The sequence below is a fragment of the Aurantimonas sp. DM33-3 genome, assembly GCF_014334315.1.
GTDB classification, from domain to species: Bacteria; Pseudomonadota; Alphaproteobacteria; order Rhizobiales; family Rhizobiaceae; genus Aurantimonas; species Aurantimonas coralicida.
This window is the reverse complement of the sequence record NZ_JACSGS010000012.1, coordinates 57954-82287: the sequence shown is the minus strand read 5'-3', so window position 1 is coordinate 82287 and position 24334 is coordinate 57954. Positions and strand designations below refer to the sequence as shown.

At 66.7% G+C, this 24334-nt stretch carries 20 protein-coding genes; 9 read left to right on the top strand and 11 right to left on the bottom strand.

The annotated features are described in order from the left end of the window. Window positions 1-10: 10 nt before the first annotated feature. A complete protein-coding gene (gene pgsA, locus H9Q09_RS15965) occupies window positions 11-592 on the bottom strand; it encodes a CDP-diacylglycerol--glycerol-3-phosphate 3-phosphatidyltransferase (protein WP_024350518.1) in 582 nt (193 codons plus the stop codon). A 91-nt stretch (window positions 593-683) separates the two neighbouring features. Beyond that, window positions 684-2756 (bottom strand): excinuclease ABC subunit UvrC, encoded by a 2073-nt coding sequence (gene uvrC / locus H9Q09_RS15960; protein ID WP_187391846.1) that lies wholly within the window; start codon window positions 2754-2756, stop codon window positions 684-686. A gap of 123 nt (window positions 2757-2879) precedes the next feature. On the opposite strand from uvrC, the gene H9Q09_RS15955 reads away from it, so the two are divergent. Further along, window positions 2880-3797 carry an outer membrane protein gene (locus tag H9Q09_RS15955; protein WP_246716180.1) on the top strand — a complete coding sequence of 306 codons (918 nt, stop codon included), beginning with the start codon at window positions 2880-2882 and terminating at the stop codon, window positions 3795-3797. 18 nt (window positions 3798-3815) lie between these two features. Here H9Q09_RS15955 and H9Q09_RS15950 read toward each other — a convergent pair whose 3' ends face one another. The 3 genes from H9Q09_RS15950 to rlmJ all read right to left on the bottom strand — a co-directional run bounded on the left by H9Q09_RS15950 (window position 3816) and on the right by rlmJ (window position 5877). Continuing rightward, window positions 3816-4421 (bottom strand): glutathione S-transferase family protein, encoded by a 606-nt coding sequence (locus tag H9Q09_RS15950; RefSeq protein ID WP_187391845.1) that lies wholly within the window; start codon window positions 4419-4421, stop codon window positions 3816-3818. Window positions 4422-4435: 14 nt separating this feature from the next. Further along, on the bottom strand, window positions 4436-4969 hold the full coding sequence (locus H9Q09_RS15945; protein WP_187391844.1) for a hypothetical protein: 534 nt from the start codon (window positions 4967-4969) through the stop codon (window positions 4436-4438). A gap of 62 nt (window positions 4970-5031) precedes the next feature. Continuing rightward, window positions 5032-5877 carry a 23S rRNA (adenine(2030)-N(6))-methyltransferase RlmJ gene (gene rlmJ / locus H9Q09_RS15940; protein WP_187391843.1) on the bottom strand — a complete coding sequence of 282 codons (846 nt, stop codon included), beginning with the start codon at window positions 5875-5877 and terminating at the stop codon, window positions 5032-5034. Window positions 5878-6061: 184 nt separating this feature from the next. On the opposite strand from rlmJ, the gene H9Q09_RS15935 reads away from it, so the two are divergent. Then, window positions 6062-7174: an alkene reductase gene (locus H9Q09_RS15935; RefSeq protein WP_187391842.1), complete on the top strand. Its 1113-nt coding sequence runs from the start codon at window positions 6062-6064 to the stop codon at window positions 7172-7174. A gap of 159 nt (window positions 7175-7333) precedes the next feature. Further along, window positions 7334-9448, top strand: a complete 2115-nt coding sequence (locus H9Q09_RS15930) for a molybdopterin oxidoreductase family protein (RefSeq protein ID WP_246716179.1) — start codon at window positions 7334-7336, stop codon at window positions 9446-9448. Window positions 9449-9673: 225 nt separating this feature from the next. Here the strand turns inward: H9Q09_RS15930 and H9Q09_RS15925 are convergent, their stop codons facing one another. The 4 genes from H9Q09_RS15925 to purM all read right to left on the bottom strand — a co-directional run bounded on the left by H9Q09_RS15925 (window position 9674) and on the right by purM (window position 13283). Further along, a complete protein-coding gene (locus H9Q09_RS15925) occupies window positions 9674-10492 on the bottom strand; it encodes an outer membrane beta-barrel protein (protein ID WP_024350526.1) in 819 nt (272 codons plus the stop codon). Between the two features lie 425 nt (window positions 10493-10917). Then, window positions 10918-11355, bottom strand: coding sequence for a PACE efflux transporter (locus H9Q09_RS15920; protein WP_024350527.1), 438 nt, complete (start codon window positions 11353-11355; stop codon window positions 10918-10920). 165 nt (window positions 11356-11520) lie between these two features. Next, on the bottom strand, window positions 11521-12222 hold the full coding sequence (gene purN / locus H9Q09_RS15915; protein ID WP_009209408.1) for a phosphoribosylglycinamide formyltransferase: 702 nt from the start codon (window positions 12220-12222) through the stop codon (window positions 11521-11523). Next, window positions 12219-13283, bottom strand: a complete 1065-nt coding sequence (gene purM / locus H9Q09_RS15910; protein WP_187391840.1) for a phosphoribosylformylglycinamidine cyclo-ligase — start codon at window positions 13281-13283, stop codon at window positions 12219-12221. The genes purN and purM overlap by 4 nt, the downstream gene beginning before the upstream one ends. A gap of 92 nt (window positions 13284-13375) precedes the next feature. On the opposite strand from purM, the gene H9Q09_RS15905 reads away from it, so the two are divergent. Genes H9Q09_RS15905 through H9Q09_RS15885 form a run of 5 tightly spaced genes read left to right on the top strand, consistent with a single transcriptional unit; the run spans window position 13376 to window position 19896 of the window. After that, entirely contained in the window at window positions 13376-13981 is a 606-nt protein-coding gene (locus H9Q09_RS15905; RefSeq protein WP_187391839.1) for a CDP-alcohol phosphatidyltransferase family protein, read from the top strand. Next, entirely contained in the window at window positions 13978-15138 is a 1161-nt protein-coding gene (locus H9Q09_RS15900) for an AI-2E family transporter (RefSeq protein ID WP_187391838.1), read from the top strand. Before H9Q09_RS15905 ends, H9Q09_RS15900 begins: the two co-directional genes overlap by 4 nt. Before the next feature lie 12 nt (window positions 15139-15150). Next, window positions 15151-15843: a DnaA/Hda family protein gene (locus H9Q09_RS15895; RefSeq protein WP_187391837.1), complete on the top strand. Its 693-nt coding sequence runs from the start codon at window positions 15151-15153 to the stop codon at window positions 15841-15843. Between the two features lie 23 nt (window positions 15844-15866). Next, entirely contained in the window at window positions 15867-18389 is a 2523-nt protein-coding gene (locus tag H9Q09_RS15890; protein WP_187391836.1) for an RNA degradosome polyphosphate kinase, read from the top strand. Further along, window positions 18352-19896 carry a Ppx/GppA phosphatase family protein gene (locus tag H9Q09_RS15885; protein ID WP_246716178.1) on the top strand — a complete coding sequence of 515 codons (1545 nt, stop codon included), beginning with the start codon at window positions 18352-18354 and terminating at the stop codon, window positions 19894-19896. Before H9Q09_RS15890 ends, H9Q09_RS15885 begins: the two co-directional genes overlap by 38 nt. A 16-nt stretch (window positions 19897-19912) precedes the next feature. Here H9Q09_RS15885 and rnd read toward each other — a convergent pair whose 3' ends face one another. Further along, window positions 19913-21064, bottom strand: a complete 1152-nt coding sequence (rnd, locus tag H9Q09_RS15880; RefSeq protein ID WP_187391834.1) for a ribonuclease D — start codon at window positions 21062-21064, stop codon at window positions 19913-19915. A gap of 179 nt (window positions 21065-21243) precedes the next feature. On the opposite strand from rnd, the gene aspS reads away from it, so the two are divergent. After that, on the top strand, window positions 21244-23031 hold the full coding sequence (aspS, locus tag H9Q09_RS15875) for an aspartate--tRNA ligase (protein ID WP_187391833.1): 1788 nt from the start codon (window positions 21244-21246) through the stop codon (window positions 23029-23031). A 110-nt stretch (window positions 23032-23141) separates the two neighbouring features. Here the strand turns inward: aspS and H9Q09_RS15870 are convergent, their stop codons facing one another. Continuing rightward, complete coding sequence (locus tag H9Q09_RS15870; protein ID WP_187391832.1) at window positions 23142-24323, bottom strand: hypothetical protein; 1182 nt, start codon at window positions 24321-24323, stop codon at window positions 23142-23144. Window positions 24324-24334 lie beyond the last annotated feature (11 nt).

Here is a 24334-nt window from a genome sequence, read left to right as displayed (position 1 = left end):
CCGGCCGTCGTCAGTCCGCGATGTGCTTCAGACCGGCGCGGAAATAATCATAGCCGGTGTAGAGCGTCACGATCGCCGAGATCCACAAGAGCACGATCCCGGTCTCGGTGGCGAGAGGGTAGATATCGTCGGCCGCAGGCCCGGCAAGCAGGAAGCCGATCGCCACCATCTGGATGGTCGTCTTCCATTTGGCGAGCTGGGTGACCGGCACCGAGACCTTCAGTTCGGCCAGATATTCGCGCAGGCCCGAGACGAGGATCTCGCGGCACAGGATGACGATGGCCGCCCACAAGCTCCAGCCGGCGATGGTGCCGTCGGCCGCCAGCAGCAGCAGTGCCGCGGCGACGAGGAGCTTGTCGGCGATCGGGTCCAGCATGCGGCCGATGGTCGAGGTCTGCTGCCAGGCGCGCGCCAGATAGCCGTCGAGGAAATCCGTGACGCTGGCCGCCAGGAAGATGAACAACGCCGACCAGCGCGCATAGTCCGGGCTTCGCAGCGTCCCTTCCAGGAAGAAGCAGAGGACGACGAGCGGCACGCAGACGATGCGCGCATAGGTGAGGAGATTGGGTAGGCTGTAGGCGCGAGATGCCATGGAAAGTCCGCTTCGGCTGTGCGTGTCAGTACAAGCCCGCAAGCCGGGCTTTCGTCAACCGCCATTGTCGGCATGACACATGACGGTCAGTTCATCCACGCTCGTGGAAGTGGTCGTAGATCGATTTCGCCATGGCCGCCGAGATGCCCTCGACCTCGCGCAGATCGCTGAGAGCGGCCCGCGACACGGCTTTGGCCGTTCCAAAATGGTGGAGCAGGGCGCGCTTGCGCGACGGGCCGATGCCGCCGATCTCGTCGAGCGGATTCTTCACCAGCTCCTTCTTGCGCCGCGCACGATGGGTGCCGATGGCGAAGCGGTGGGCCTCGTCACGCAGTCGCTGCAGGAAATAGAGCACCGGATCGCGGGGTGGCAGCGAGAAGGGCTCGCGCTCGCCGGTGACGAAGCGCTCGCGGCCGGCATCGCGGTCGACGCCCTTGGCGACGCCGATCGTGGTGACCCGGTCGGCGATGCCGAGCTCGGCGAGGATTTCGCGGACCGCGGAAATCTGGCCCTTGCCGCCGTCGATCAGGACGAGGTCCGGCCATGCGGGCATGGACGAGTCGGACAGGGCGTCCTGTGGATCCTCGTCGTCTTCGGCCTGTGCGGACAGGTCTACCGGGACGTCGCCGTGCTCCTTGATGAGCCGCGAGAAGCGCCGGCGCATGACTTCCTTCATCATGCCGAAATCGTCGCCCGGCGTGATGTCGTCGCCGCGGATATTGAACTTGCGGTAGTGATTCTTGGCAAAGCCCTGAGGGCCGGCGACGATCATGCCACCGACGGCGGCGGTGCCCATGATGTGGGAGTTGTCGTAGACCTCGATCCGGCGCGGCGTGCGCGCCAGCCCGAAGGTTTCGGCGACGCCCTTGAGGAGCCGCGCCTGCGATGAGGTCTCGGCCAGCCGGCGCCCCAGCGCCTCGCGGGCGTTGGCGGTGGCATGGTCGACAAGGTCGCGCTTCAGGCCGCGGGCCGGCACGCCGATCTGCACCCGGTGCGAGGCCTTCAGACTCAGCGCTTCGGCCAGAAGCGGGCCGTCGTCGACCATCAGCGGCAGCAGGACGAGGCGCGGCACCGGCTTGTCGTCGTAGAACTGGGCGAGGAATGCGCCCAGCACCTCGCTTGGCTCCAGCGAGGAATCGGCCTTCGGGAAATAGGCGCGGTTGCCCCAGTTCTGGCCGGTGCGGAAGAAGAACACCTGGATGCAGGTCATGCCGCCTTCCTGGTGGATGGCGAAAACGTCGGCTTCCTCGATCCCGGTCGGATTGATTCCCTGGTGGCTCTGGACGTGGGAGAGAGCGGCGAGGCGGTCGCGGTAGATCGCGGCGCGCTCGAAATCGAGATCGTCGGAGGCCTCCTGCATGGCCGCCGACATGCCGTTCTTGATCTGGTTGGACCGGCCGGACAGGAACGCCTTGGCCTCGCGCACGAGGCCATCATAGTCGGCGATGGAAATCTCGCCGGTGCAGGGCGCCGAGCAGCGCTTGATCTGGTGCAGCAGGCAGGGCCGGGTTCGGCTCTCGTAGACCGAATCCGTGCAGGTGCGCAGCAGGAAGGCCCGCTGCAGCGAGTTGATCGTGCGCCCGACCGCGCCGGCCGAGGCGAAGGGGCCGAAATAGCTGCCCTTTCGCGAGCGCGCACCGCGATGCTTCATGATCGCTGGCGCCTCGTGATCCTCGCTCACCAGGATGTAGGGAAAGGATTTGTCGTCGCGCAGCAGCACGTTGTAGCGCGGCCGCAGGCGCTTGATGAGGTTGGCCTCGAGCAGCAGTGCCTCGGTCTCCGTGCGCGTCGTCACGAATTCCATCTGCCGCGTCTCGCGGATCATCCGCGCGATGCGCTGGGTGTGGCCGCCCAGCCGCGTGTAATTGGCGACGCGCTTCTTCAGCGAGCGGGCCTTGCCGACATAGAGGACGTCGCCGTCCTTGCCGAACATGCGATAGACGCCCGGCTGGTTCGGCAGCCGCTTGGCGAGCGCGGCGATGAGCTCGGCCCCGGTGAGGTCGCCCGCCAGCTGCTGGCCGGCATCGTCCCAGTCGATCGAGGCCAGCAGCGCGGCACTCGCCGCGGCGGCCTCGCCGTCCGGGGCTTCGCTGCTCTCGTCCAGCGGATCGGACTCGGCGGCGTCGATCAAATCGTCGTCTGTCGCTTCAGGCTCGTCGATCATTTTATCCTGGCCGGAGAGGGGCTTGGCGCCGCTTCCGGATATCTAGAATCAGGGTCCGCCATGCGTCGGCCAAGGGATGCCGGTGCGGTTGCGCCCCTTCTATATGATTCCGCACCGGCGAGAATGCAGGGGGGCGCGATCACTTCCGCGCGTCTGGCGAGAGCGCATCATGGCAGGTGTCGCGATTCGGCAACTATCGCTGGAAAACGCGCCGAAACGATGCAGCCAATCGCGATGTCGGCTGTTTCCTTTTGGAACGATCCCCACATCGGATCGAGAGCCATGTGGTTGCCGCGCGCCGAACGGGCGCGCAGGCGCCACGATCGCCGGCCGGGACATCTGCCGGCGGGATCGGGAAGGAGAAGGCGCATGCTGAACCTGCTTCGCAGTCTCGCGGTCGGAACCGCGGCGGCCGTTGCCCTGGTGCCTGCCGCGCGCGCAGCCGACGTGATCTATGAAGAGCCGCAGCCGCCGGTGGTGGCGCCGCTCGCTCCTTCCACGCCGGTCTATGTCTGGTCGGGACCCTATGCGGGCGCCTTCGTCGGCTACAACACGTCGAATTTCGACCAGTCGGCCGGTGCGAGCTTTGACGGCGACGGCTTCGTCGGCGGCGTCTACACCGGCTACAACTGGCAGACCGATCAGTTTGTCTACGGTCTGGAAGCCGATCTCGGCGGGTCGAACGTCGATGCCAGCGGAACGAATGCGACCACCGGTGCGCAGATCGACGCTGACAGCAACATCTTCGGCTCGTTCCGGGCACGGGCCGGCGTCGCGGTCGATCCGTTTCTGGTGTTCGCGACGGGTGGCGTGGCCGCAGCACGCAACGAGCTGTCGCTCAACGGCTTTTCCGACAGCCAGACGAGCATCGGCTACACGCTTGGCGCCGGTGTCGAAGCGCGCGTCAGCGACGATGTGACGACGCGTCTCGAATATCGTTATTCGGATTTCGGCAGCGAGACCTACGATCTCGGTAATACCAGTATCTCGTCGGGCTTTGACGAGCATTCGATCCGGGCCGGCATCGCGCTGAAATTCTAGCGGCCGGCCCGGTCGGAATCAGCTGGCCGGCATGGACGGCTTGAGATCGGCATAGGCCGGGAACTGCTGCTCGAAGCGCTGCAGCCAGGCAGCCAGCTGTGGCCGTTCGCCCTCGATCTTGCCCGGGAAGCGCATGGTGGCCCAGCCGAGCAGCGCCGCGACGGCGAAGTGGCCGATGGTCAGGTCTTCGGGAAGCGCCAGAATCTGCTCTTCCAGCGATGCCAGGCCTCGATCGGCCTTGCGCAGCTGCTTGTCCACCCAGGGCTGGTGGCGCTTGTCCTCGGGCCGGTAGCGGACCTCGTAAACCGACAGGATCAGGGCATCGACGATGCCGTCGGCCGTCGCCTCGACGGTGGCGGCGATGCGCCAGGGCTCGATCGCCTGCGGCACCATCTGGTTGCCACTCATGCGGTCGAACAGGGCGCAGATCACGCAGCTGTCATAGACCGTCGCGCCATCGTCCATGACCAGCACGGGGATCTTGCCGAGCGGATTGGCCTTGAGCAGCTCATCGGGCTCGGCGGTGGTGTCGACCGGCACGGTCTCGACGGCGATGCCGCAATGGCTGGCGGCCATGCGGACCTTGGCGGCAAAGGGGGACGGGGCGGAATAATAGAGACGCATGCTGTTCGACGATCCTATTTGGAGACGTAGCCATACCCGGTGCGTCCCTCCTCCGGGAAGCGGCGCAGCGATTCGCAATTGGCACCATAGACGTGCCACTCGTCGAGACCCAGAACGCAGCCCTCGGCCCGCCAGGACGCGACCGGCGAGAAACCGCCGAGATATTCGCCGGCTGCCGCAAAGCCCATCGGATGCTCGATGACGTAGTAGACCGTGCGGCTGACATGGTCGGACAGAAGGGCGGTCGCCTGGCAGTAGCGGCGCTCGATCGGCTCTGCCGGCAGCGGCTCGCCGGTGCGTTGCGGGAAATAGGCCTTCTCGAACATGCCGCTGAATTCGAGGATCTCCAGCTTCACGCCGACCATGGTCGGCGCGCCGTATTCGAACTGGTCCTCGACCTGCCCGAGGACGTCGGCATCGTCGCAGGCCGGGATCAGCGCGGCGCGCAAGGGGGCAGGCTCCCCGTAGCGCAGATCGGCCGCCTGGGCGGGCAGGGCCGCCACACCGGCGACGAACAGGGCAAGGGCGGCAGCGATGGCACGATACATGGGACAGCCTTCCACGTCGGATCCGTTTGGGTTTCGGTAGCACGAAATCACTGCGGGCGACCTCACGGGCGCGGCGACGACGACGTAAAAACCGAAAATGTTGCCGCGGCGCCGCTTCCCAGCAGCGGCGCGAGGGTCGTCAGCACCTTTTCGGCCTCGGCGGCGAAGACGAAAGGCGGATTGATGACGGTCAGGCCGGTGCCGACGAAGCGTTCGTCGGTCGAATAGGGCTCGCGGAAGAATTCCGCCGTCACGCGCTCGCTGACAGGCAGGGCATCGAGACGCTCGTGCAGGGCCGCGACCAGGGCCGGGCGCTTCAGCGGATACCAGACGGCATAGATGCCGCCGGCCCAGCGCTGCAGCGCCTTGGCAAGTCCTTCAGCGATGGCGTCGACCTCGTCGGTGCGCTCGAAGGGCGGGTCGATCAGGACGAGGCCGCGCTTCTCCTTCGGCGGCACATGGGAGCCGAGCGCCAGCCAGCCGTCGAGGGCGATCGCCTTGGTCTGGACGTCACCGGCAAAGAGCGTCTTCAGCGCCGCGGCATCGGCGGGATGCAGCTCATAGGCGGAGAGGCGGTCCTGCGGCCGCAGCAGGCGCCGCGCGATGAGCGGCGAGCCGGGATAGCGGTCTTCGGAGAGATCGGAAGCCAGCGCCTCGCAGTATTCGGCCAGGAGCGGATCGTCCATGACGTCGGCCGCGGCCTGGACCAGTCGGCCGACGCCATCCGCATGCTCGCCGGTCCGCTGCGCTTCGTCGGATGTGAGCGAATAGCTGCCGCGGCCCGCATGGGTGTCGAAGACGCGGAACGGCTTCTCCTTGCGCTTCAGATAGGCGATCAGCCGGGTCAGCAGGGCGTGCTTGACCACGTCGGCGAAATTGCCCGCGTGATAGGCGTGGCGATAGTTCATCGGGCGTCGTGTTCCTTCGGTGCAGGTGCCCGCGCGCGAACACTCTCCAGCGGCGTGGGGCGATGCCGGATCGCGGCTGGCGAACGCAGTGTTCATCCGCCTTACCGCGCTGCGGCAAGTCCCCATCTCTCGCGGCAACGCCGGCACATGCCGGCCGTCTTTGCATCCGGAAGAGGACACCGCAATGGCTGACGAGAAACTGTTCGAGCCGCTCGATCTCGGCCCCACCCATCTGGCCAATCGCGTCGTCATGGCGCCACTGACCCGCAGCCGCGCCACCGACGAGGGTGATCTGCGCGACATCCATGTCGAATATTACCGCCAGCGGGCCGGCGCCGGCCTGATCATCACCGAGGCGACGAACATCTCGGCGGAAGCGCGCGGCTATGCCTATACGCCGGGCATCTTCACCGACCGCCAGGTGGCGGACTGGAAGAAGGTGACCGATGCCGTCCACGCGAAGGGCGGCAAGATGTTCCTGCAGCTCTGGCATGTCGGCCGCATTTCGCACCCCGATTTGCAGCCGGGCGGCGCGCTGCCGGTGGCTCCTTCTGCGGTGAAGCCTGACATGAAGGCCTTCACGGTCGACGGCTTCAAGGACATTCCGGCGCCGCGGCCGCTCAACAAGGACGAGCTGCCGCGTGTCGTCGCCGACTACGTGAAGGCCGCCGAGAACGCCAAGGCCGCCGGCTTCGACGGCGTCGAGGTGCATTCGGCGAATGGCTATCTTCTCGACCAGTTCCTGCGGGACGGCGCCAACCAGCGCACGGACGAATATGGCGGCTCCATCGAGAACCGCATCCGCTTCCCGCTCGAGGTCGTCGATGCCGTGGTCGGCGTCTGGGGTCCGGAGCGCGTCGGCATCCGCATCTCGCCGGTCAGCCCGGCCAACGACCTGACCGACAGCGATCCCGAGCCGCTGTTCACCCGCTATGTCGAGGAGCTGTCGAAGCGCAAGCTGGTCTATCTCCACGTCGTCGAGGGCGAGACCGGCGGGGCCCGCGATCCGCAGGAGTTCAAGGCCTGGTCGCTGAAGGACAAGTTCGACGGTCTCTACATGGGCAACAACGCCTATGACCGCACGATGGCGATCGAGCGCGTGGCGAATGGCGAGACCGATCTCGCCTGCTTCGGCCGGCCGTTCATCTCCAACCCGGACCTCGTCGAGCGGCTGAAGCTCGACGCGCCGCTGGCCGAATGGGACCAGGCGACGATGTATGGCGGCGACGAGAAGGGGTTCATCGACTACCCGGCCTTGAGCGACGACGAGCGTTCGCGACTGGCAAAGGCAGCGTAGTCGAAGTCGAACACGACGCAGCCAATCTGGACAAGAGAAGGGTCGGGCCGTCGGGTCCGGCCCTTCTTCGCGTCCGGGCTACAGCCGATCGCCGGGGACGATGGTCTTGATCGTGAAAATGAATTGGGGCCCGACCCGCTCTTGCGGTATCGTCGCGCCATGAACAAACCGCTTCCCGTCGCCATCGGACATTCCGCCTGTCCGCATGATTGCCCCTCCACCTGTGCGCTCGACGTCGAAATCCTCGAAAACCGGACGATCGGCCGGGTGCGCGGGGCGGCGGCGAACGACTATACGGCCGGCGTCATCTGCGCCAAGGTCGCGCGCTATGCCGAGCGCATCCATCATCCCGACCGGCTGATGACACCGCGGCAGCGGGTCGGTGCGAAGGGCGAGGGCGGCTGGCGCGAGATCGCCTGGGACGACGCGCTCGACCTCGTCGCCGAGCAGTTCGTGAAGGCCGAGGCGAGGCATGGCTCGGAGGCGGTCTGGCCCTACCAGTATGCCGGCACGATGGGGCTGGTGCAACGCGACGGCATTCACCGGCTGCGCCATGCCAAGCGCTATTCCGGCCAGTTCGATTCGATCTGCACCAACATGGCCTGGACCGGCTGGTTCGTCGGTGCCGGCGCCATGCGCGGCGCCGATCCGCGCGAATTGTCGAAATCGGATTGCATCGTCATCTGGGGCACCAATGCGGTCGCCACCCAGGTCAATGTGATGACCCACGCTGCCAGGGCCCGCAAGGAGCGCGGCGCGAAGATCGTCGTCATCGACATCTATGACAACGCCACGATGAAGCAGGCCGACATGGCCCTGAAGTTGCGGCCGGGGACCGACGCGGCGCTCGCCTGCGCGCTGATGCACATCGCGTTCCGAGACGGCACGGCGGACCGGGACTATCTCGCCCGCTACACCGACGATCCCGCCGGGCTGGAGGCGCATCTGGCCACCCGGACGCCGGAATGGGCGGCCGCGATCACCGGACTCGACGTCGCCGACATCGAAGCCTTCGCCGCGCTGGTCGGCCGGACGCCGCGCAGCTATTTCCGCCTCGGCTACGGGTTCACCCGCCAGCGCAACGGCGCGGTGGCGATGCACGCCGCCATGTCGGTGCCTGCGGTCTACGGCCATTGGCGCCACGAAGGGGGCGGGGCGTTCCACTCCAATTCCGACATCTTCGGCCTCGACAAGTCCGAGATCATGGGGGCAGCCGATCGCGACCCGTCGATCCGCTATCTCGACCAGTCACGCATCGGCGCCGTCCTGACCGGCGACGCCGACGCGCTCGCCGGCGGTCCGCCGGTCGCGGCCATGCTGATCCAGAACACCAATCCGGCCAATGTCTGCCCCGAGCAGCGGCTGGTGCGGCAGGGGCTGCTGCGGGAGGACCTGTTCACCTGCGTCCACGAGCAGTTCATGACCGACACGGCGCAGATCGCCGATCTGGTGCTGCCGGCGACGATGTTCCTGGAGCATGACGACATCTATCGCGGCGGCGGGCAGAACCACATCGTTCTCGGCCCCAAGCTGGTCGATCCGCCGGAGACGGTGCGCACCAATCATTTCGTCATCGAGGAACTGGCCAAGCGCCTCGGCGTCGCCGATCATCCGGGCTTCGGCCTCGACGAGAGGACGCTGATCGACAACATGCTGAAGGCCGCGGGCGATACGGAGGGGTTCGACGGCCTGCAGCGCGAGCGCTGGATCGACCGGCAGCCACCTTTCAAGCAGGCGCATTTCCTGAACGGCTTCGCCTGGCCGGACGGCAGGTTCCGCTTCAGCCCGGACTGGACCGGGGGGCAGGCGCCGAACCGGCCGCCGGACAGCATGGGCCCGCAGGGGCCGGTTGCCGGTCTGCCGGAGTTTCCTGACCACGTCGCGCTGATCGAAACGGTGGACGAGGCGCATCCCTACCGGCTGGCGACGTCGCCGGCGCGGCAGTTCCTCAACTCGACCTTCGCGGAAACCCGCGGATCGCGTTCGCGCGAGGGGGCGCCGGAGCTGCTCGTCCATCCCGAGGATGCGCTGCGCGAGAGCCTTGGGGACGGCGAGATCGTCACCATCGGCAACAGCCGCGGCAGCGTCCGGCTGCCGGTCAAGGTCAGCGATACGGTCAAACCCGGGGTGCTGATCCACGAGGGCCTGTGGGCCAATACGGACTTTCTCGACGGCGAGGGCATCAACGTCCTGACCGGAGCCGATCCCGTCGCCCCCTTCGGCGGCGCGGCGTTCCACGACAACCGGGTCTGGCTGCGGACCGCCCGGGCATAGCCGGCCGGGTAGGCGCGCGGCGTCGAGGCCAGAGTCTCGCGCCGTCTTCAGTGGCTTGGGCAGTGAAGCTGAGGTTCTGAATCAGAGTCCGTTCATGCCGGTAACGCGCTGAAAATACAGACCATACTTGCGTTCTCGATGCCACCCAGTTTCATCTGGACACAAAAAAGCCGGCGCGAAGAGCGCCGGCTTTCCTGTTCGTACGGACCGGACGGTCCGCCGGGATCAGTTGAACTTGTAGGAGACCTTGGCGGTCACGGTGTGGAAGTCGAAATCGTCGTCGACGGCGAAATCGGTCGAGCCACCGACGCCACCGGCGAACGGGCCGCCGTTCAGGCGCGTGTAACCCGAACCACCGAGGTTGGTGTAGAGATACTCGGCACCGAAGGACATGTTGTCGGTGAACTTCACTTCCATGCCGCCGCCGACGGTGTAGCCGAAGCTGTCCTCGTCCTCGGAGACGACGGCCGGCGTCGCGCCGGTCACGGCCGGGGAGTTCGTCGAGAACGAATAGTCGACGTCACCATAGGCCAGACCACCGGTGACATAGGCGAGGGCGCCCGGGGTCACGAGGTAACCGACGCGGGCGCGCACGGTGCCCAGATAGTTCAGCTCGCGGTCGGTCCGGTAATAGGCCGGCGTGGAGGAATCGGCGTTGGACGAGCGGGTGATGTCGATGGCGTTGATGTCGGCGAGGACACCGAAGACGACGCTGTCCATCTGGTAGTCGTAACCGATATGCGCGCCGCCGAGGAAGCTGGAGTCGACATTCGAGTCGAAGTTCGAGCCGAAGGCGGTCTGCACGGCCGAACCGCCGAAGGCGAAGCCGTTGGTGCGCAGGTCGACATTGTCGGGATCCTGCGGGTTGAACGCGCCGCCGCCCTGGACGCCGAGATAGATGCCGGTCCAGCCGGACGCGACCGGGCTGATCTCCATCGGCGCCGGAGCCATCGGCTCTTCGTAGATCACGTCGGCGGCCTGGGCGTAGGTTGCGAAGGTCAGGGCGGTGGAGGCGGTCAGGATCGAGAGAAGGTAGGTGCGCATGGAATTCCTCATTTGTTGATGTCCATGCTTATGCGGCGTTGTACTTGGTTCGCTATGCCCGCTCTGCCACACCTGTGTATTCGCGATCTGGAAATTCATCACTGATGTGTGATGAGGAAATAAATCACTCGAATTCCGAGCTGTGCGCTAAGGCGTAAGACCGAAAAGAAAAGTAAAGCGGCGATCACATTCTTGCTACCGAGCGGTGAGCCGAAGTGTTCCTGCCTAAGCAATATTTGTAACGGCGCATAGCGAAGGCCGCGCGGCCCAAGGCGTGAACTGCGAGGCCAGCCGTATGCTCAGGCCGTCGTCGCGCGGCGGGAACTCAGAGAATAGTCGGGACTGACGGATGTGCCGGGGCAATTCCGCCTCGCGGTCGCACGGACGATCCGCGGGCGAATGGTCCGACGCGCGGTCCGCGGCTCTCAGCCTTCGGCCGCCGCCTCCCGCCATTCAGGAAGCGGGAAGATCCGGTCATAGGCCCAGTTGAAGGCGAAGGCGTAGACCGCATAGAACGCCGCGAAGCTCGCATCCATCAGGAACGCCTGAACGATGCCGATCTCCAGATAGAGCGCGATCACCGGCAGCAGGAAGGCGAGCAGGCAGGCCTCGAACACGATCGCGTGGACGACCCGGATCAGCGGTGTCTTGCGGGTCGTGCCCCGCACGCGCTGCATCAGATGGTCGAAGCCCAGATTGTAGACGTAGTTCCACAGCGTCGCGATGGTCGCGCCGATGACCGTGACGACGCCGATGTCGGCGAACGGCACGTGGAAGAGCCATGCCCCGGCCGGGGTGACGAGGGCCAGCCCGACGATCTCGAAGCTGACGGCGTGACGGATACGGTCGGGAGTTGAGCGCATGGCGACCCTGCTTGTCCTGTGCCGGGTCGTCCCGGCGATATGATGGGAGGAAAGGAAGGTCGTCCTTCACGGCGCATATGGCACCGCGGAGCGTCGATCGCAACGGGCATGCCCCGGCGCAAGCCGGGTCAGGCCGTCATCGGCACGGCGTTGCGTCGCGACGGATCAACCGTTGCGGCGGGCATCCGGCGACACGAGGATCGGGTCGCCGTCGCCGAGGCGCATGGTCTCGTCCTCCACCGGCGGCGCCGGCTTGACGATGGCGCGTCCGTTGGACATGCGCACCGCGCCGTCCAGAACGAGCCTCAGTGCGTGCGGGTAGAGCCGGTGCTCGGCCCGCAACAGCCGCTCGGCGACGGTCTCCGGCGTGTCGCCGGGCACGAGGGCGATGGCCGCCTGGGCGATGATCGGACCCTCGTCCATGCGGTCGGTGACGAAGTGCACCGTGCAGCCATGGATACGCATGCCGGCATTGATGGCGCGCTTGTGGGTGTCGAGGCCGGGAAACAGGGGAAGCAGGGACGGGTGGATGTTGATCAGCCGGCCCTCGAAGCGTCGCACGAAATCCGCCGACAGCAGTCGCATGTAGCCGGCGAGGCACACCACGTCCGGCGCCATCTCGTCGAGTGCCCGGATCAGCGCCGCCTCGTGGGCGGCGCGGTCCGCATAGGCGGTCTGGTCGATGGCGACGGCCGGGATGTCGTAGCGCCGCGCGGTGTCGAGCCCGGGCGCGTCCGGCCGGTTCGACACGACGCCGGCGATCTGGCCGGGGTAGCCCGGGTCCATGCAGGCGGCGATCAGCGCACTCATGTTCGAGCCGCGGCCCGAAATGAGGACCGCGATCTTCTTGCGCCGCACCGCGTTCATGCCAGCGCCAGTGCGCCGTTGAAGGTCACCGCGGCGTCCTGGCGCGGGCGGATGCGGCCGAGCGGCACGACCGTCTCGCCGGCGCTCTGGAGGATGGCGCTGACGGCCGCGGCGTCCGCATCGGAGACCACCACGATCATCCCGATGCCGCAGTTGAAGGTGCGCAGCATCTCGGCCTCGGCGACGCCGCCCGCCTGGGCGAGCCAGCCGAAGACTGGCGGCACGGGAACCGCGAAGAGGTCGATGTCGGCGCGCATCGTGTCGGGCAGGACGCGCGGAATGTTTTCCACGAAGCCGCCGCCGGTGATGTGGGCGAGGGCCTTGATGCCGCGGGTTTCGGCGAAGGCGGCGAGCAGCGGCTTCACATAGATGCGGGTCGGCGCGATCAGCGTTTCTCCGAGGCTGCGATCGGCATCGAAGGGCGCCGGGTCGGAATAGCCGCTACCGGAGCGCTCGACGATGCGGCGGACCAGCGAGTAGCCGTTGGAATGGACGCCCGACGAGGTGAGGCCGAGGATCATGTCGCCGGACTCGATATTGCCGGCCGGCAGGAGGCGGTCGCGCTCGACCGCGCCGACGGCAAAGCCGGCCAGATCGTAGTCCTTGTCGGCGTAGAGCCCCGGCATCTCGGCGGTCTCGCCGCCGATCAGCGCGCAGCCGGCCTGCCGGCAGCCCTCGGCAATGCCCTTGACGATGGCCTCGCCCTCGCTCGGATCGAGCTTTCCGGTGGCGTAATAGTCGAGGAAGAAGAGCGGTTCGGCGCCCTGCACGACGAGATCGTTGACGCACATGGCGACGAGGTCGACGCCGATCGTGTCGTGCAGCCCGGTCTCGATGGCGATCCGCAGCTTGGTCCCGACGCCGTCATTGGCAGCGACCAGCAGCGGATCGTCAAAGCCGGCGGCCTTCAGGTCGAACAGGCCGCCAAACCCGCCGATCTCGCCATCGGCACCGCGCCGCGCTGTGGAGCGCACATGCGGCTTGATGCGTTGCACGAGATCGTTGCCCGCGTCGATGTCGACGCCCGCGTCGCGATAGGTCAGTGGAGTCGTTTCGGCCATGGTCCCCGCACCGTTTTGGTCGAGTTGACATGATCGCCGGCTGTGAGCAAGACCCGGCTTCCAATGCTAAGGATTGTCGCCATGGTACGACAATGACCGGCGACGGACCAAAACACGACCCCGGGCACCCGCTGACCCTGCCGAACATCATCACGATTGCCCGGCTTTGCGGCGTGCCGGTGCTGATCTGGGCACTGATCGAACGCGACTGGACGCTGGCCTTCGCGATCTTCGTCGTGGCCGGCCTCTCCGACGCGGTCGACGGCGTGATCGCCCGGCGCTGGAACCAGCAATCCGAACTCGGCCTCTATCTCGACCCCATTGCCGACAAGGTGCTGCTGGTCTCGGTCTTCGTCGGCCTGGCGCTGCTCGACCGCTTGCCGGGCTGGCTGGCGATCGCCGTGGTCAGCCGCGACCTCCTGATCGTTGCCGCGGTGCTCCTGTCCTACGTCATGGGGCGGCCGGTCACGGTGCGGCCGCTGCTCGTCTCCAAGCTCAATACCGTGTCGCAGATCGTGCTGGCCGGCGTGGCCCTCGGCGAGCCGGCCTTCGGCCTGTCGCTGGCCGCCGAAATCGAATTTCTGGTGGCGGTCACCGTGGTCTTGACCGGTGTGTCGGCCGCCGCCTATCTCGTTGATTGGCTTCGACACATGAACCCCAACGACGATCCGTCCGACCGCAGAGGCGACCCCCAATGACCGATCGAAGCGCGCTCATCCGGCGGCAGGTCCTGTTCTGGAGCGTGGCGGCGCTGGTCTCCATTCTCCTGCTGTGGGTGTTCTCCGGAATCCTCCTGCCGTTCCTGGTCGGCATGGTGATCGCCTATTTCCTCGATCCGGTCGCCGACTGGTTCGAGCGGCGCGGCTTCTCGCGGCTGATGGCGACCATCGTCATCCTGATCCTGTTCGTCCTGTTCTTCGCCGCGGCGATCCTCGTCGTCGTGCCGGTGGTCGGTTCGCAGATCGCCAGCTTCGTCGAGCGCATCCCCGATTATCTCGATCGCCTGCAGGCGATCGCGGTCTCGGCCCGCAGCGGGCCGCTGGCCTTCCTGTTCACCGGGGAGGAGATGAACTTCAAGCAGGACTTCGCCCAGTTCGCCAGCGAAGGCACCGGCATCGTCACGACCTTCCTCGGCGGCCTGTGGTCGTCGTCGCTCGCCGTCGTCAATTTCGTCTCGCTGTTCATCGTCGCGCCGGTGGTCGCCTTTTATCTGTTGCTCGACTGGGACCGGATGGTCGACAAGATCGACGCCTGGACGCCGCGCCAGCATGTCGACACGGTCCGGCGGCTGGCGCGGGAGATCGATCGGTCGGTGGCCGGCTTCGTGCGCGGGCAGGGCAGCGTCTGCCTGATCCTCGGCACGATCTATGGCGTCGGCCTGACCCTGACGGGACTGAATTTCGGGCTGCTGATCGGCCTGTTCGCCGGGTTGATCTCGTTCATTCCCTATGTCGGCTCGGCGATCGGCCTGATCCTCGCGCTGGGCGTGGCGCTGGTGCAGTTCTGGCCGGACTGGGTCTCGATCCTGATGGTCGCGGTGGTGTTCTTCGTCGGCCAGTTCTTCGAGGGCAACATCCTGCAGCCCAAGCTGGTCGGAGCGTCGGTCGGCCTGCATCCGGTCTGGCTGATGTTCGCCCTGTTTGCCTTCGGCGCCCTGTTCGGCTTCGTCGGCCTGCTGATTGCCGTGCCGGCCGCCGCGGCGGTCGGGGTGCTGGTGCGTTTTGCCCTGTCGCAATATCTGCAGAGCGAAATGTATTACGGCCGTACGCAGCCGCAGCAGCCCGCCGTCCAGATCGAGACGCAATCGGCGCCGCCCGCCGTCGGCACCGTGCCGCGCGGCGAGGCGGGCGAGTAGGACGCGATCGCGATGCCGACCCAGATCCCGCTCGAACTGCCGCATGCGGCCTCGCTCGCCCGCGAGGACCTGATCATGTCGCCGTCGAACCGGCTTGCCGTGGAGGCGATCGATTCCTGGCCGCATTGGCGGCATTCGGTGCTTCTGATCGTCGGGCCGCCGGGATCGGGCAAGACCCATCTTGCCAATGCGTGGAGCGAACGGGCAGGAGCGACGGTGGCCCGGCCCGACGCGACCGAGGCGAGCCTTGCGGCCGACGATTTTCGCGTGGTGGTGGACGATGCCGACCGGACGGCCCTGTCCGAGGCCGAACTGTTCGGCCTCGTCAATGCGGCGCGGCTGGGCGGCGGCAGCCTTTTGTTGACCTCGCGGGTGATGCCGCAGGCAATGAATGTCGCGACGGCCGATCTGCGCTCGCGCCTCGCCGCAGCGACCATCGCCGAGCTCGGCGCGCCCGACGACGCGCTGCTGACCGGCGTGTTGATCAAGCTCTTCGCCGATCGCCAGATCGCCGTGTCGCCGAGGGCGGTCAACTATCTCGTGCAGCGCATGGAGCGCTCGCTGGATGCGGCGGGTTTCCTGGTGGCGGAGATCGACCGGGAGGCGCTGGCGACGCGCGAGCGGATCGGCACGCGATTGATCAAACGGGTGCTTGACCGCGGCACCACCGCGATGCGTCATGCGACTGTCGCATCCGGCCGCTAACCGGCGGCGACGGAGGAGTTTGCATGGACGACACCACACCGCCCCGACCGGAACGCAAGCCGCGCGCACCGCGGCGCCGTACGGCGACCCCGCGCAGCAATACCAGGGCATCCGCTGCGGCGGCGCCCGCTGAAAACAACGCGCCCGGCAACGGTGAGGCGAAGGATCTGGCGCGCACGCCGATCCGCCGCAGGCCTGCGAAGGCCCCGGCCAAGTCCGCGCCGACAGAGCAGCGGGCCGCCGACGGCGTGAAGCCGGCGGATGCCGGCTCTGGTCCGCGCAGGCCGGAGGAGGGCGCCCCGGCCGCCGCGTCGACCGACACACGGGTCAGTGAGGCCTCGGTCATCCTCGAGGCCCCGACGGCCGAGGTCGAGGCGCGCACGGCGGCGCAGAACCTGGCGGCCGAGACCGAGCTGCCGGCCGACCGCTTCGTCAACCGCGAGATTTCCTGGCTGCAGTTCAATCGCCGGGTTCTGGAGGAATCGCTCAATCCGGCGCATCCGCTCCTGGAGCGCGTGCGCTTCCTGTCGATCTCGGCCGACAATCTCGACGAGTTCTTCATGGTCCGGGTCGCCGGCCTCGCCGGTCAGGTGCGCGAGAAGATCTCGGTGCGCAGCATCGACGGGCTGACGCCGCAGGAACAGCTCAACCAGATCCTGGTCGACGTTCACAATCTGCAGGAAGAGCAGCAGGCCTCGCTCGCCGAGCTGGTGAAGACGCTGCGCGAGGAGCGCATCCAGATCGTCGGCGCCGGCGATCTCAAGCGCGAGGACCGCGCCTGGCTGGAGAACCATTTCAACGAGACGATCTTCCCGGTGCTGACGCCGCTGTCGGTCGATCCGGCGCATCCGTTCCCGTTCATCCCCAATCTCGGCTTCTCGATCGCGCTGGCGCTGGTGCGCGAGCGCGATTCGCAGAAGATGAACGCCCTGTTGCGGCTGCCCGTGGCGCTGCAGCGCTTCATCCAGATGGAGCCGAACGCGGCGGGCATGACGCGCTTCGTGCCGCTGGAGAGCGTCGTCGCCCTGTTCATCGGCAAGCTGTTCCCCGGCTACCGGGTCAGCGGCGCCGGCACGTTCCGGATCATCCGCGACTCCGATATCGAGGTCGAGGAAGAGGCCGAGGATCTGGTGCGGCTGTTCGAAAGCGCGCTGAAGCGCCGCCGGCGCGGCTCGGTGATCCGCATCGAGTTCGATTCGGTGATGCCGGAATCGCTGCGCAACTTCGTCGCCAACGAACTCGAGGTCCCCGATTCCCGCGTCTCGGTGCTCGACGGCATGCTGGCGCTCGATTCGGTGTCGCAGCTCTGCAAGCTGCCGCGCGACGATCTGAAGTTCACGCCTTACATCCCGCGCTTTCCCGAGCGCATCCGCGAACACAATGGGGACTGTTTCGCGGCGATCCGTGAGAAGGACATCATCGTCCACCACCCGTATGAATCCTTCGACGTGGTGGTGCAGTTCCTGCGCCAGGCGGCGCAGGACCCCAATGTCATCGCCATCAAGCAGACGCTCTACCGGACCTCGAACGATTCCCCGATCGTGCGGGCGCTCATCGACGCGGCGGAATCCGGCAAGTCGGTGACGGCGCTGGTCGAGCTGAAGGCCCGCTTCGACGAGGAGGCCAACATCCGCTGGGCGCGCGACCTGGAACGGGCCGGTGTGCAGGTGGTGTTCGGCTTCATCGAGAAGAAGACCCACGCCAAGCTGTCGCTGGTGGTGCGGCGCGAAGAGGGCAAGCTCGTCAACTTCGTCCATATCGGCACGGGCAACTACCACCCGATCACCGCGCGCATCTACACCGACCTGTCCTACTTCACGGCGGACCCGGCGATCGCCCACGACGTGCAGCTCGTGTTCAACTACATCACCGGCTACGCCGAGCCGACCGAGGTCAAGAAGCTGGCGATCTCGCCGCTGACGATGCGCAACCGGATCGTCGACCTGATCCGCGCCGAGGCCGAGCATGCCAAGGCGGGGCGGCCTGGCCAGATCTGGATGAAGATGAACTCGCTGGTCGATCCGGCGATCATCGACGCCCTGTACCGCGCCAGCCAGGTGGGCGTGGAGATCGACCTCATCGTGCGCGGCATCTGCTGCCTGCGCCCGCGGGTCACCGGCCTGTCCGACAACATCCGGGTGAAATCCATCGTTGGCCGTTTCCTCGAGCACAGCCGCATTTTCTGCTTCGGCAACGGCCAGGGGCTGCCCTCGGAGGGCGCGATCGTGTATCTGGGCTCGGCCGACATGATGCCGCGCAATCTCGACCGGCGGGTCGAGACGCTGGTGCCGATTTCCACGCCGACGGTCCACAGTCAGATCCTGTCCCAGATCATGCTGGGCAACATTCTGGACAATCAGCAGAGCTGGTCGGTAGCCGCGGACGGTACATCGCGCCATATCGTACCCTCGCCGGGCGAACAGCCGTTCAATGCCCAACGCTATTTCATGACAAATCCGAGTCTGTCGGGGCGCGGTAAAGCACTGAAGACGGATGCTCCAAAACTCATTGCAAGACAACGGGCAGAACATTCCCGGTTCGACTGAGCCGATCGCGCAGGGACGGCTGCAGGACCGTCAGCCGGTCGCGGTCGTCGATATCGGGTCGAACTCGGTTCGCCTGGTCATCTACGAAGGCAATTGCCGCTCGCTGACGGTGCTCTTCAACGAGAAGGTCCTGAGCGGTCTCGGCAAGGGGCTGGCGCGGACCAACCGGCTCGACCCGAAGGCCATCGACAGTGCGCTCGCCGCGCTGTCGCGCTTTCGCCGGCTCGCCGCGCAGGCCAATGTGCGCGAGATCCATCCCATCGCGACGGCCGCCGCCCGCGAGGCCCAGAACGGGCCGGATTTCATCGCGGCGGCGGAAGCTGCCATCGGCTGCGAGATCGTCATCCTGTCGGGCGAGGACGAGGCCCGCTACGCGGCCGAGGGCGTCTTGTCGGGGTTCCACAATCCGAGCGGGATCGGCGGCGATCTCGGCGGCGGCAGCCTGGAACTGGTGGACATCGACGCAGGCGGCTTCCAGGGCGGGCTGACCCTGCCGTTGGGCGGGCTGCGACTGCGCGACTTGTCGGAAGGCGATCTGACGCGCGCCCAGGCGGTGGCCGAGAGTCATCTGTCGGCCTGCGCTCTGGCCGGCAAGGGCGAGGGGCGGCCGTTCTTCGCCGTCGGCGGCACCTGGCGCAATCTCGCCAAGCTGCACATGGAGCAGGAGAAATATCCCCTGCATGTGATGCATGGCTACGAGATCGACGCCGCCGGCATCGACGGTTTCCTCGACATGGTCGTACGCACGCCGGCCGACAAGCTGCCGGGCATTGGCGCGGTCTCCAAGTCGCGCCGGCCGTTGCTGGCCTATGGCGCGGTGACGCTGAAGAGCATCATCCGGCACCTGAAGCCGTCGAAGATCGTCCTGTCGGCGCTGGGGGTACGCGAGGGCTATCTGCACTCGCTGCTGTCGCCGGAAGAGCGGGCGAAGGACCCGCTGCTGGAATCGGCCCGCGAATTGTCGATCCTGCGCTCGCGCTCGCCCGATCATGCCCGGGAGCTGGTGGAGTGGAGCCGGCGCACCTTCGAGGCCTTCGGCATCGACGAGACGCCGGCGGAGGAACGGCTGCGGCAGGCCGCCTGCCTTCTCGCCGATATCGGCTGGCGGGCGCATCCCGACTATCGCGGCAAGCAGTCGCTCTCGATCATCGCCCATGCCGCGTTCCCGGCGGTCGACCATCGCGGGCGCGTCTATCTCGGACTGACCAATTACTATCGCCACGAAGGCAGCTTCGAGCAGGTGCACCTGCCGGAGATCGAACGGCTCGTGGACGACCGCCTGATGCGCCGGGCGCGCATTCTCGGCTCGCTGTTCCGGGTGGCCTATCTCTTGACCGCCTCGATGCCCGGCGTCCTCGACCAGATCAAATGGGCGCAAGACCCGCGCGGCGGCTTCACGCTGGTGATCCCGCAGCATCTGGCCGATCTCGTCGGCGAGCGCCCGGAAGGGCGCCTGCAGCAATTTGCCAAGGTCGTGGAGAAGACCCTGCGCATGGAAGTGCGCTGAGGGCCCGATCGCCGCGTCAGAGCGCGACGATCTCCACCTTGCGGTTGCGATAGACGAGGGCGGTTTCGCCCTTCAGAAGGTTCAGCGCGCGGTCGCCGAAGATTTCGCGGCGCCAGCCATCCATCGCGGCGATCGGGGCCTCCTCGCCCTTCCAGGCGAGCTTCTCTAGGTCGTCGCCCGAGGCGATCATCTTGGCGGCGACGCCGTTCTCCTCGACGACGATCTTCAGCAGCACCTTGAGGAACTCAACGGCTGCCGCCGTGCCCTCGGGGAGCTGCGGCGGGCGCGGAATCGACGGCAGGTCGGCGCGCGGCACGGCCTGCGCACGCTGCACGGCGGCGACGATCTCGCGGCCAGCATTGCTGCGCTCGAAGCCCCGCGGGATCGTTCGCAGCCGCGACAGCGACTGTTCGTCGGTCGGGGCCTGCTGGGCGATCTCGTAGATCGCGTCGTCCTTGAGGATGCGGCCGCGCGGCTTGTCGGCCTCGCGCGCCTCGCGCTCGCGCCAAGCGGCGACTTCCTTGAGGATCTGCAGCTCGATCGGCTTGCGCACCCGCAGCTTCAGGCGCCGCCAGGCGTCGTCGGGATGCAGATCGTAGGTCGCCGGATCGGTGAGGACCGCCATCTCCTCGTCCACCCAGCGCGTGCGACCCTTTTCGGAGAGCTGTGCGGAGAGGAAGCGGTAGACGTCGCGCAGATAAGTGACGTCGGCCAGTGCGTAGGCGAGCTGCTGGTCGCTCAGCGGACGCCGGCGCCAGTCGGTGAAGCGCGAGGTCTTGTCGATGCGGCCGTCGGTGGTGCGCGCCACGAGCTGGTCGTAGGCGATCGACTCGCCGAAGCCGCAGACCATGGCGGCGACCTGGGTGTCGAACAGCGGCACCGGGATGATGTTGCCGAGCTTGTGAATGATCTCGACGTCCTGCCGGGCGGCGTGGAAGACCTTCACGATGCGCTCGTCGCGCATCAGATCGAAGAAGGGCGCCAGGTCGAGGCCGTCCGCCAGCGGATCGACCAGCACGGCCAGATCGTCCGACGCCATCTGGATGAGGCAGAGCTCGGGCCAGAAGGTGGTCTCGCGGATGAATTCGGTGTCCACGGTGACGAATTCGGCGGCGGCGAGCCGCGAACAGGCTTCGGACAATTCGGCGGTGGTGGTGATCGTATGCATGGCCATCCTTTAGACCGATCCGCGGCGCGGGCGAAACCCGGAAGCGTCGCGCGCGGACGGAATCTTGACATGGGGCATGACGCATGCGCTTGTCCGCGGCGATTCCGCCGATCGAGAACGACCCGCCTGCGCGCGCATCGACGCAGCGTCGGCGCGGACCAGCCATTAGGAAGAACGCCATGCATCGCTATCGCAGTCACAGCTGCGCCGCCCTTCGCAAGGAGGATGTCGGCAACACGGTTCGCCTGTCGGGCTGGGCCCACCGCATTCGTGACCACGGCGGCCTTCTGTTCATCGATCTGCGTGACCATTACGGCCTGACCCAGGTCGTCGTGGATCCCGATTCCCCGGCCTTCGCCATTGCCGAGACGGTGCGCGGCGAGTGGGTGATCCGGGTCGATGGCGAGGTGAAGGCGCGCTCGGCCGAAACGGTCAACCCGAAGCTGCCGACCGGCGCGATCGAGGTCTTCGCCAAGGAGATCGAGGTGCTGTCGGCCGCCAAGGAGCTGCCGCTGCCGGTCTTCGGCGAGCCGGACTATCCGGAGGACATCCGTCTCAAGTACCGCTTCCTCGATCTGCGCCGCGAAACGCTGCACAAGAACATGATGCGGCGCACGCAGATCGTTTCGAAGATGCGCACGCTGATGGGCGATGCCGGCTTCTTCGAGTTCCAGACGCCGATCCTGACCGCGTCGTCGCCCGAGGGCGCCCGCGACTTCCTGGTGCCGTCGCGGCTGCACAACGGCATGTTCTACGCGCTGCCGCAGGCCCCGCAGCAGTACAAGCAGCTGATCATGATGTCCGGCTTCGACCGGTACTTCCAGATCGCGCCGTGCTTCCGCGACGAGGACCCGCGCGCCGACCGTTTCTATGGCGAGTTCTACCAGCTCGACGTAGAGATGAGCTTCGTCGAGCAGGAGGACATCCTGTCGACCATGGAGCCGGTGATCCGCGACGTGTTCGAGGCGTTTGCCGACGGCAAGCCGGTGAGCCAGACCTTCCGCCGCATCCCTTACGCCGAATCCATGCGCAAATACGGCTCCGACAAGCCCGACCTGCGCAACCCGATCGAGATGCAGGCCGTGACCGAGCATTTCGCCGGTTCGGGCTTCAAGGTCTTCGCCAACATGATCGCCGGCGATCCGACGGTCGAGGTCTGGGCGATCCCGGCCAAGACCGGCGGCAGCCGCGCCTTCTGCGACCGGATGAATTCCTGGGCGCAGGGCGAGGGCCAGCCGGGCCTCGGCTATATCTTCTGGCGCGAAGAGGCAGGTGCCGTCTCCGGCGCCGGGCCGCTGGCCAAGAACATCGGCGAGGAGCGCACCGAGGCGGTCCGCACCCAGCTCGGCCTCGAGGCGGGCGATGCCTGCTTCTTCGTCGCCGGGCGTCCGGAGGCCTTCACGGCCTTTGCCGGCGCGGCCCGCACCCGGGTCGGCGAGGAGTTGAACCTCGTCGATCGCGACCGGTTCGAGCTGGCCTGGGTCATCGATTTCCCCTTCTACGAATGGCAGGAAGAGGAAAAGAAGATCGACTTCGCCCACAATCCGTTCTCGATGCCGCAGGGCGGCATGGAGGCGTTGCAGAACGAAGAGCCGCTGAAGCTCAAGGCGTTCCAGTACGACATCGTCTGCAACGGCTTCGAGATCGCGTCGGGCGGCATCCGCAACCATCTTCCCGAGACGATGGTGAAGGCGTTCGAGATTGCCGGCTATTCGAAGGAGACGGTCGAGGAGCGCTTCGGCGGGCTCTACCGCGCCTTCCAGTACGGCGCGCCCCCGCATGGCGGCATGGCCGCCGGCGTCGATCGCATCGTCATGCTGCTGTGCGGCGCGAAGAACCTGCGCGAGATCGCCATGTTCCCGATGAACCAGCAGGCGCACGACCTTCTGATGGGCGCGCCGAACGAGGCCTCCCCGGCGCAGCTGCGCGACCTCGGCCTGCGCATCGCGCCGCAGGCGAAGAGCTGAGGAGGCTGCCGGGCGGGCACTCCGTCCGGCGCCTCTTCGAACGGCCATGAAAAAAGGCCCCGTGCGTCCAGCACGGGGCCTTTGTCGTTCGAACCGCCGGGATCGGCGGGTTACTTCGCGTCGGCGTTGGCATCGACGGTGAGCGACAGGACCTTGGGCAGGGTCTGCGGAGCGCCCATCGCGGCGCCCATGATCTGGGTGGCGGCGATCGGGTTCTCAGGCGCAATGGTGATCGACAGCGCCTGCGGATCGTTGAGGAACGTCGTCACGGCACCGGTGACCTCTTCCTGGAACTGCGGGTTCTGCAGATAGCCGAGCACCGCCGGCAGCATCGCCGTCAGGTTCTGCACCAGTTCCTCGCGGCTCTGGCCGTTCTCCTTGGCGTAGTAGTCGAGCAGCTTGCCGGTGAGGGATTCGTCGGTGAAGGTGATGTCGGCCGAGTTCAGCGAAAGCTGCGAGATCAGCCCCATCACCGCCATGCCGGTGGCCTGCTGGTTGTCGGGATTGCTCGCCATCTGCTCCTGCAGCTGTGACAGCGAATCCGCGAAGGCCGTCGTGTAGCCGGAGATCGCGTAGGTGAAGGACAGCTCGCCCGCGTCCTCGACCGACAGCAGGAAGGGATCGAGCTCCAGCAGACCGCTCTCGGGCTCCCAGTTCGCTGAGCCGTTCAGCGAGCCGCTGATGGTCTCGTAGCCGACGTCGCGGATGGCCTGGGTCGCCTCGGGCGAGTCGCCCGTCGTCAGGTCGGCGGTGAAGGCGCCGACATTGACCTCGGTGGCCAGGCTGCCGCTGTCGCCGACCTCGTTTTCCATCGACGCGTCGGACAGTTCGAAGACGGTCTTGCCGTCCCTCGCGAGGTTGATGCTGCCGATCGTCGCCTTGTCGAAAAAGAAGCTGGAGAGCTTCATGGCGGCGGGGGCGTTGGCCGTATCGGTGCCGGCGAGCATCAGGCCCTCGATGCTGACATCGCTGATCTGGGCGCGCTTGCCGTCTTCCGTCTGGTCGAGCTCGGGAAAGGCGAGGCGCTCGACCGTCCAGCCCTCGGGCGTCGAACCGGCGACGTTCTCGAAGGTCAGGTCGCCGACATCGGAATCCTCGCCGAAGGAGACGTCCTTCAGGATGACGTTCTCGCCGTCGGCTTCGGCGCTCGAATAGGACATCGAATGCTCGCCGTTCTGCACGAGCGTCTTCAGGCGCTCGCCGAAGGCCTGCGCATCGACCGCGAAGGCCGAGGTCGAGGAGAGGAGCAGCACGGCTGTCGCGGCTGCGGAAATGCCTGTCGTGGCGCGCATGGGAAAACCTT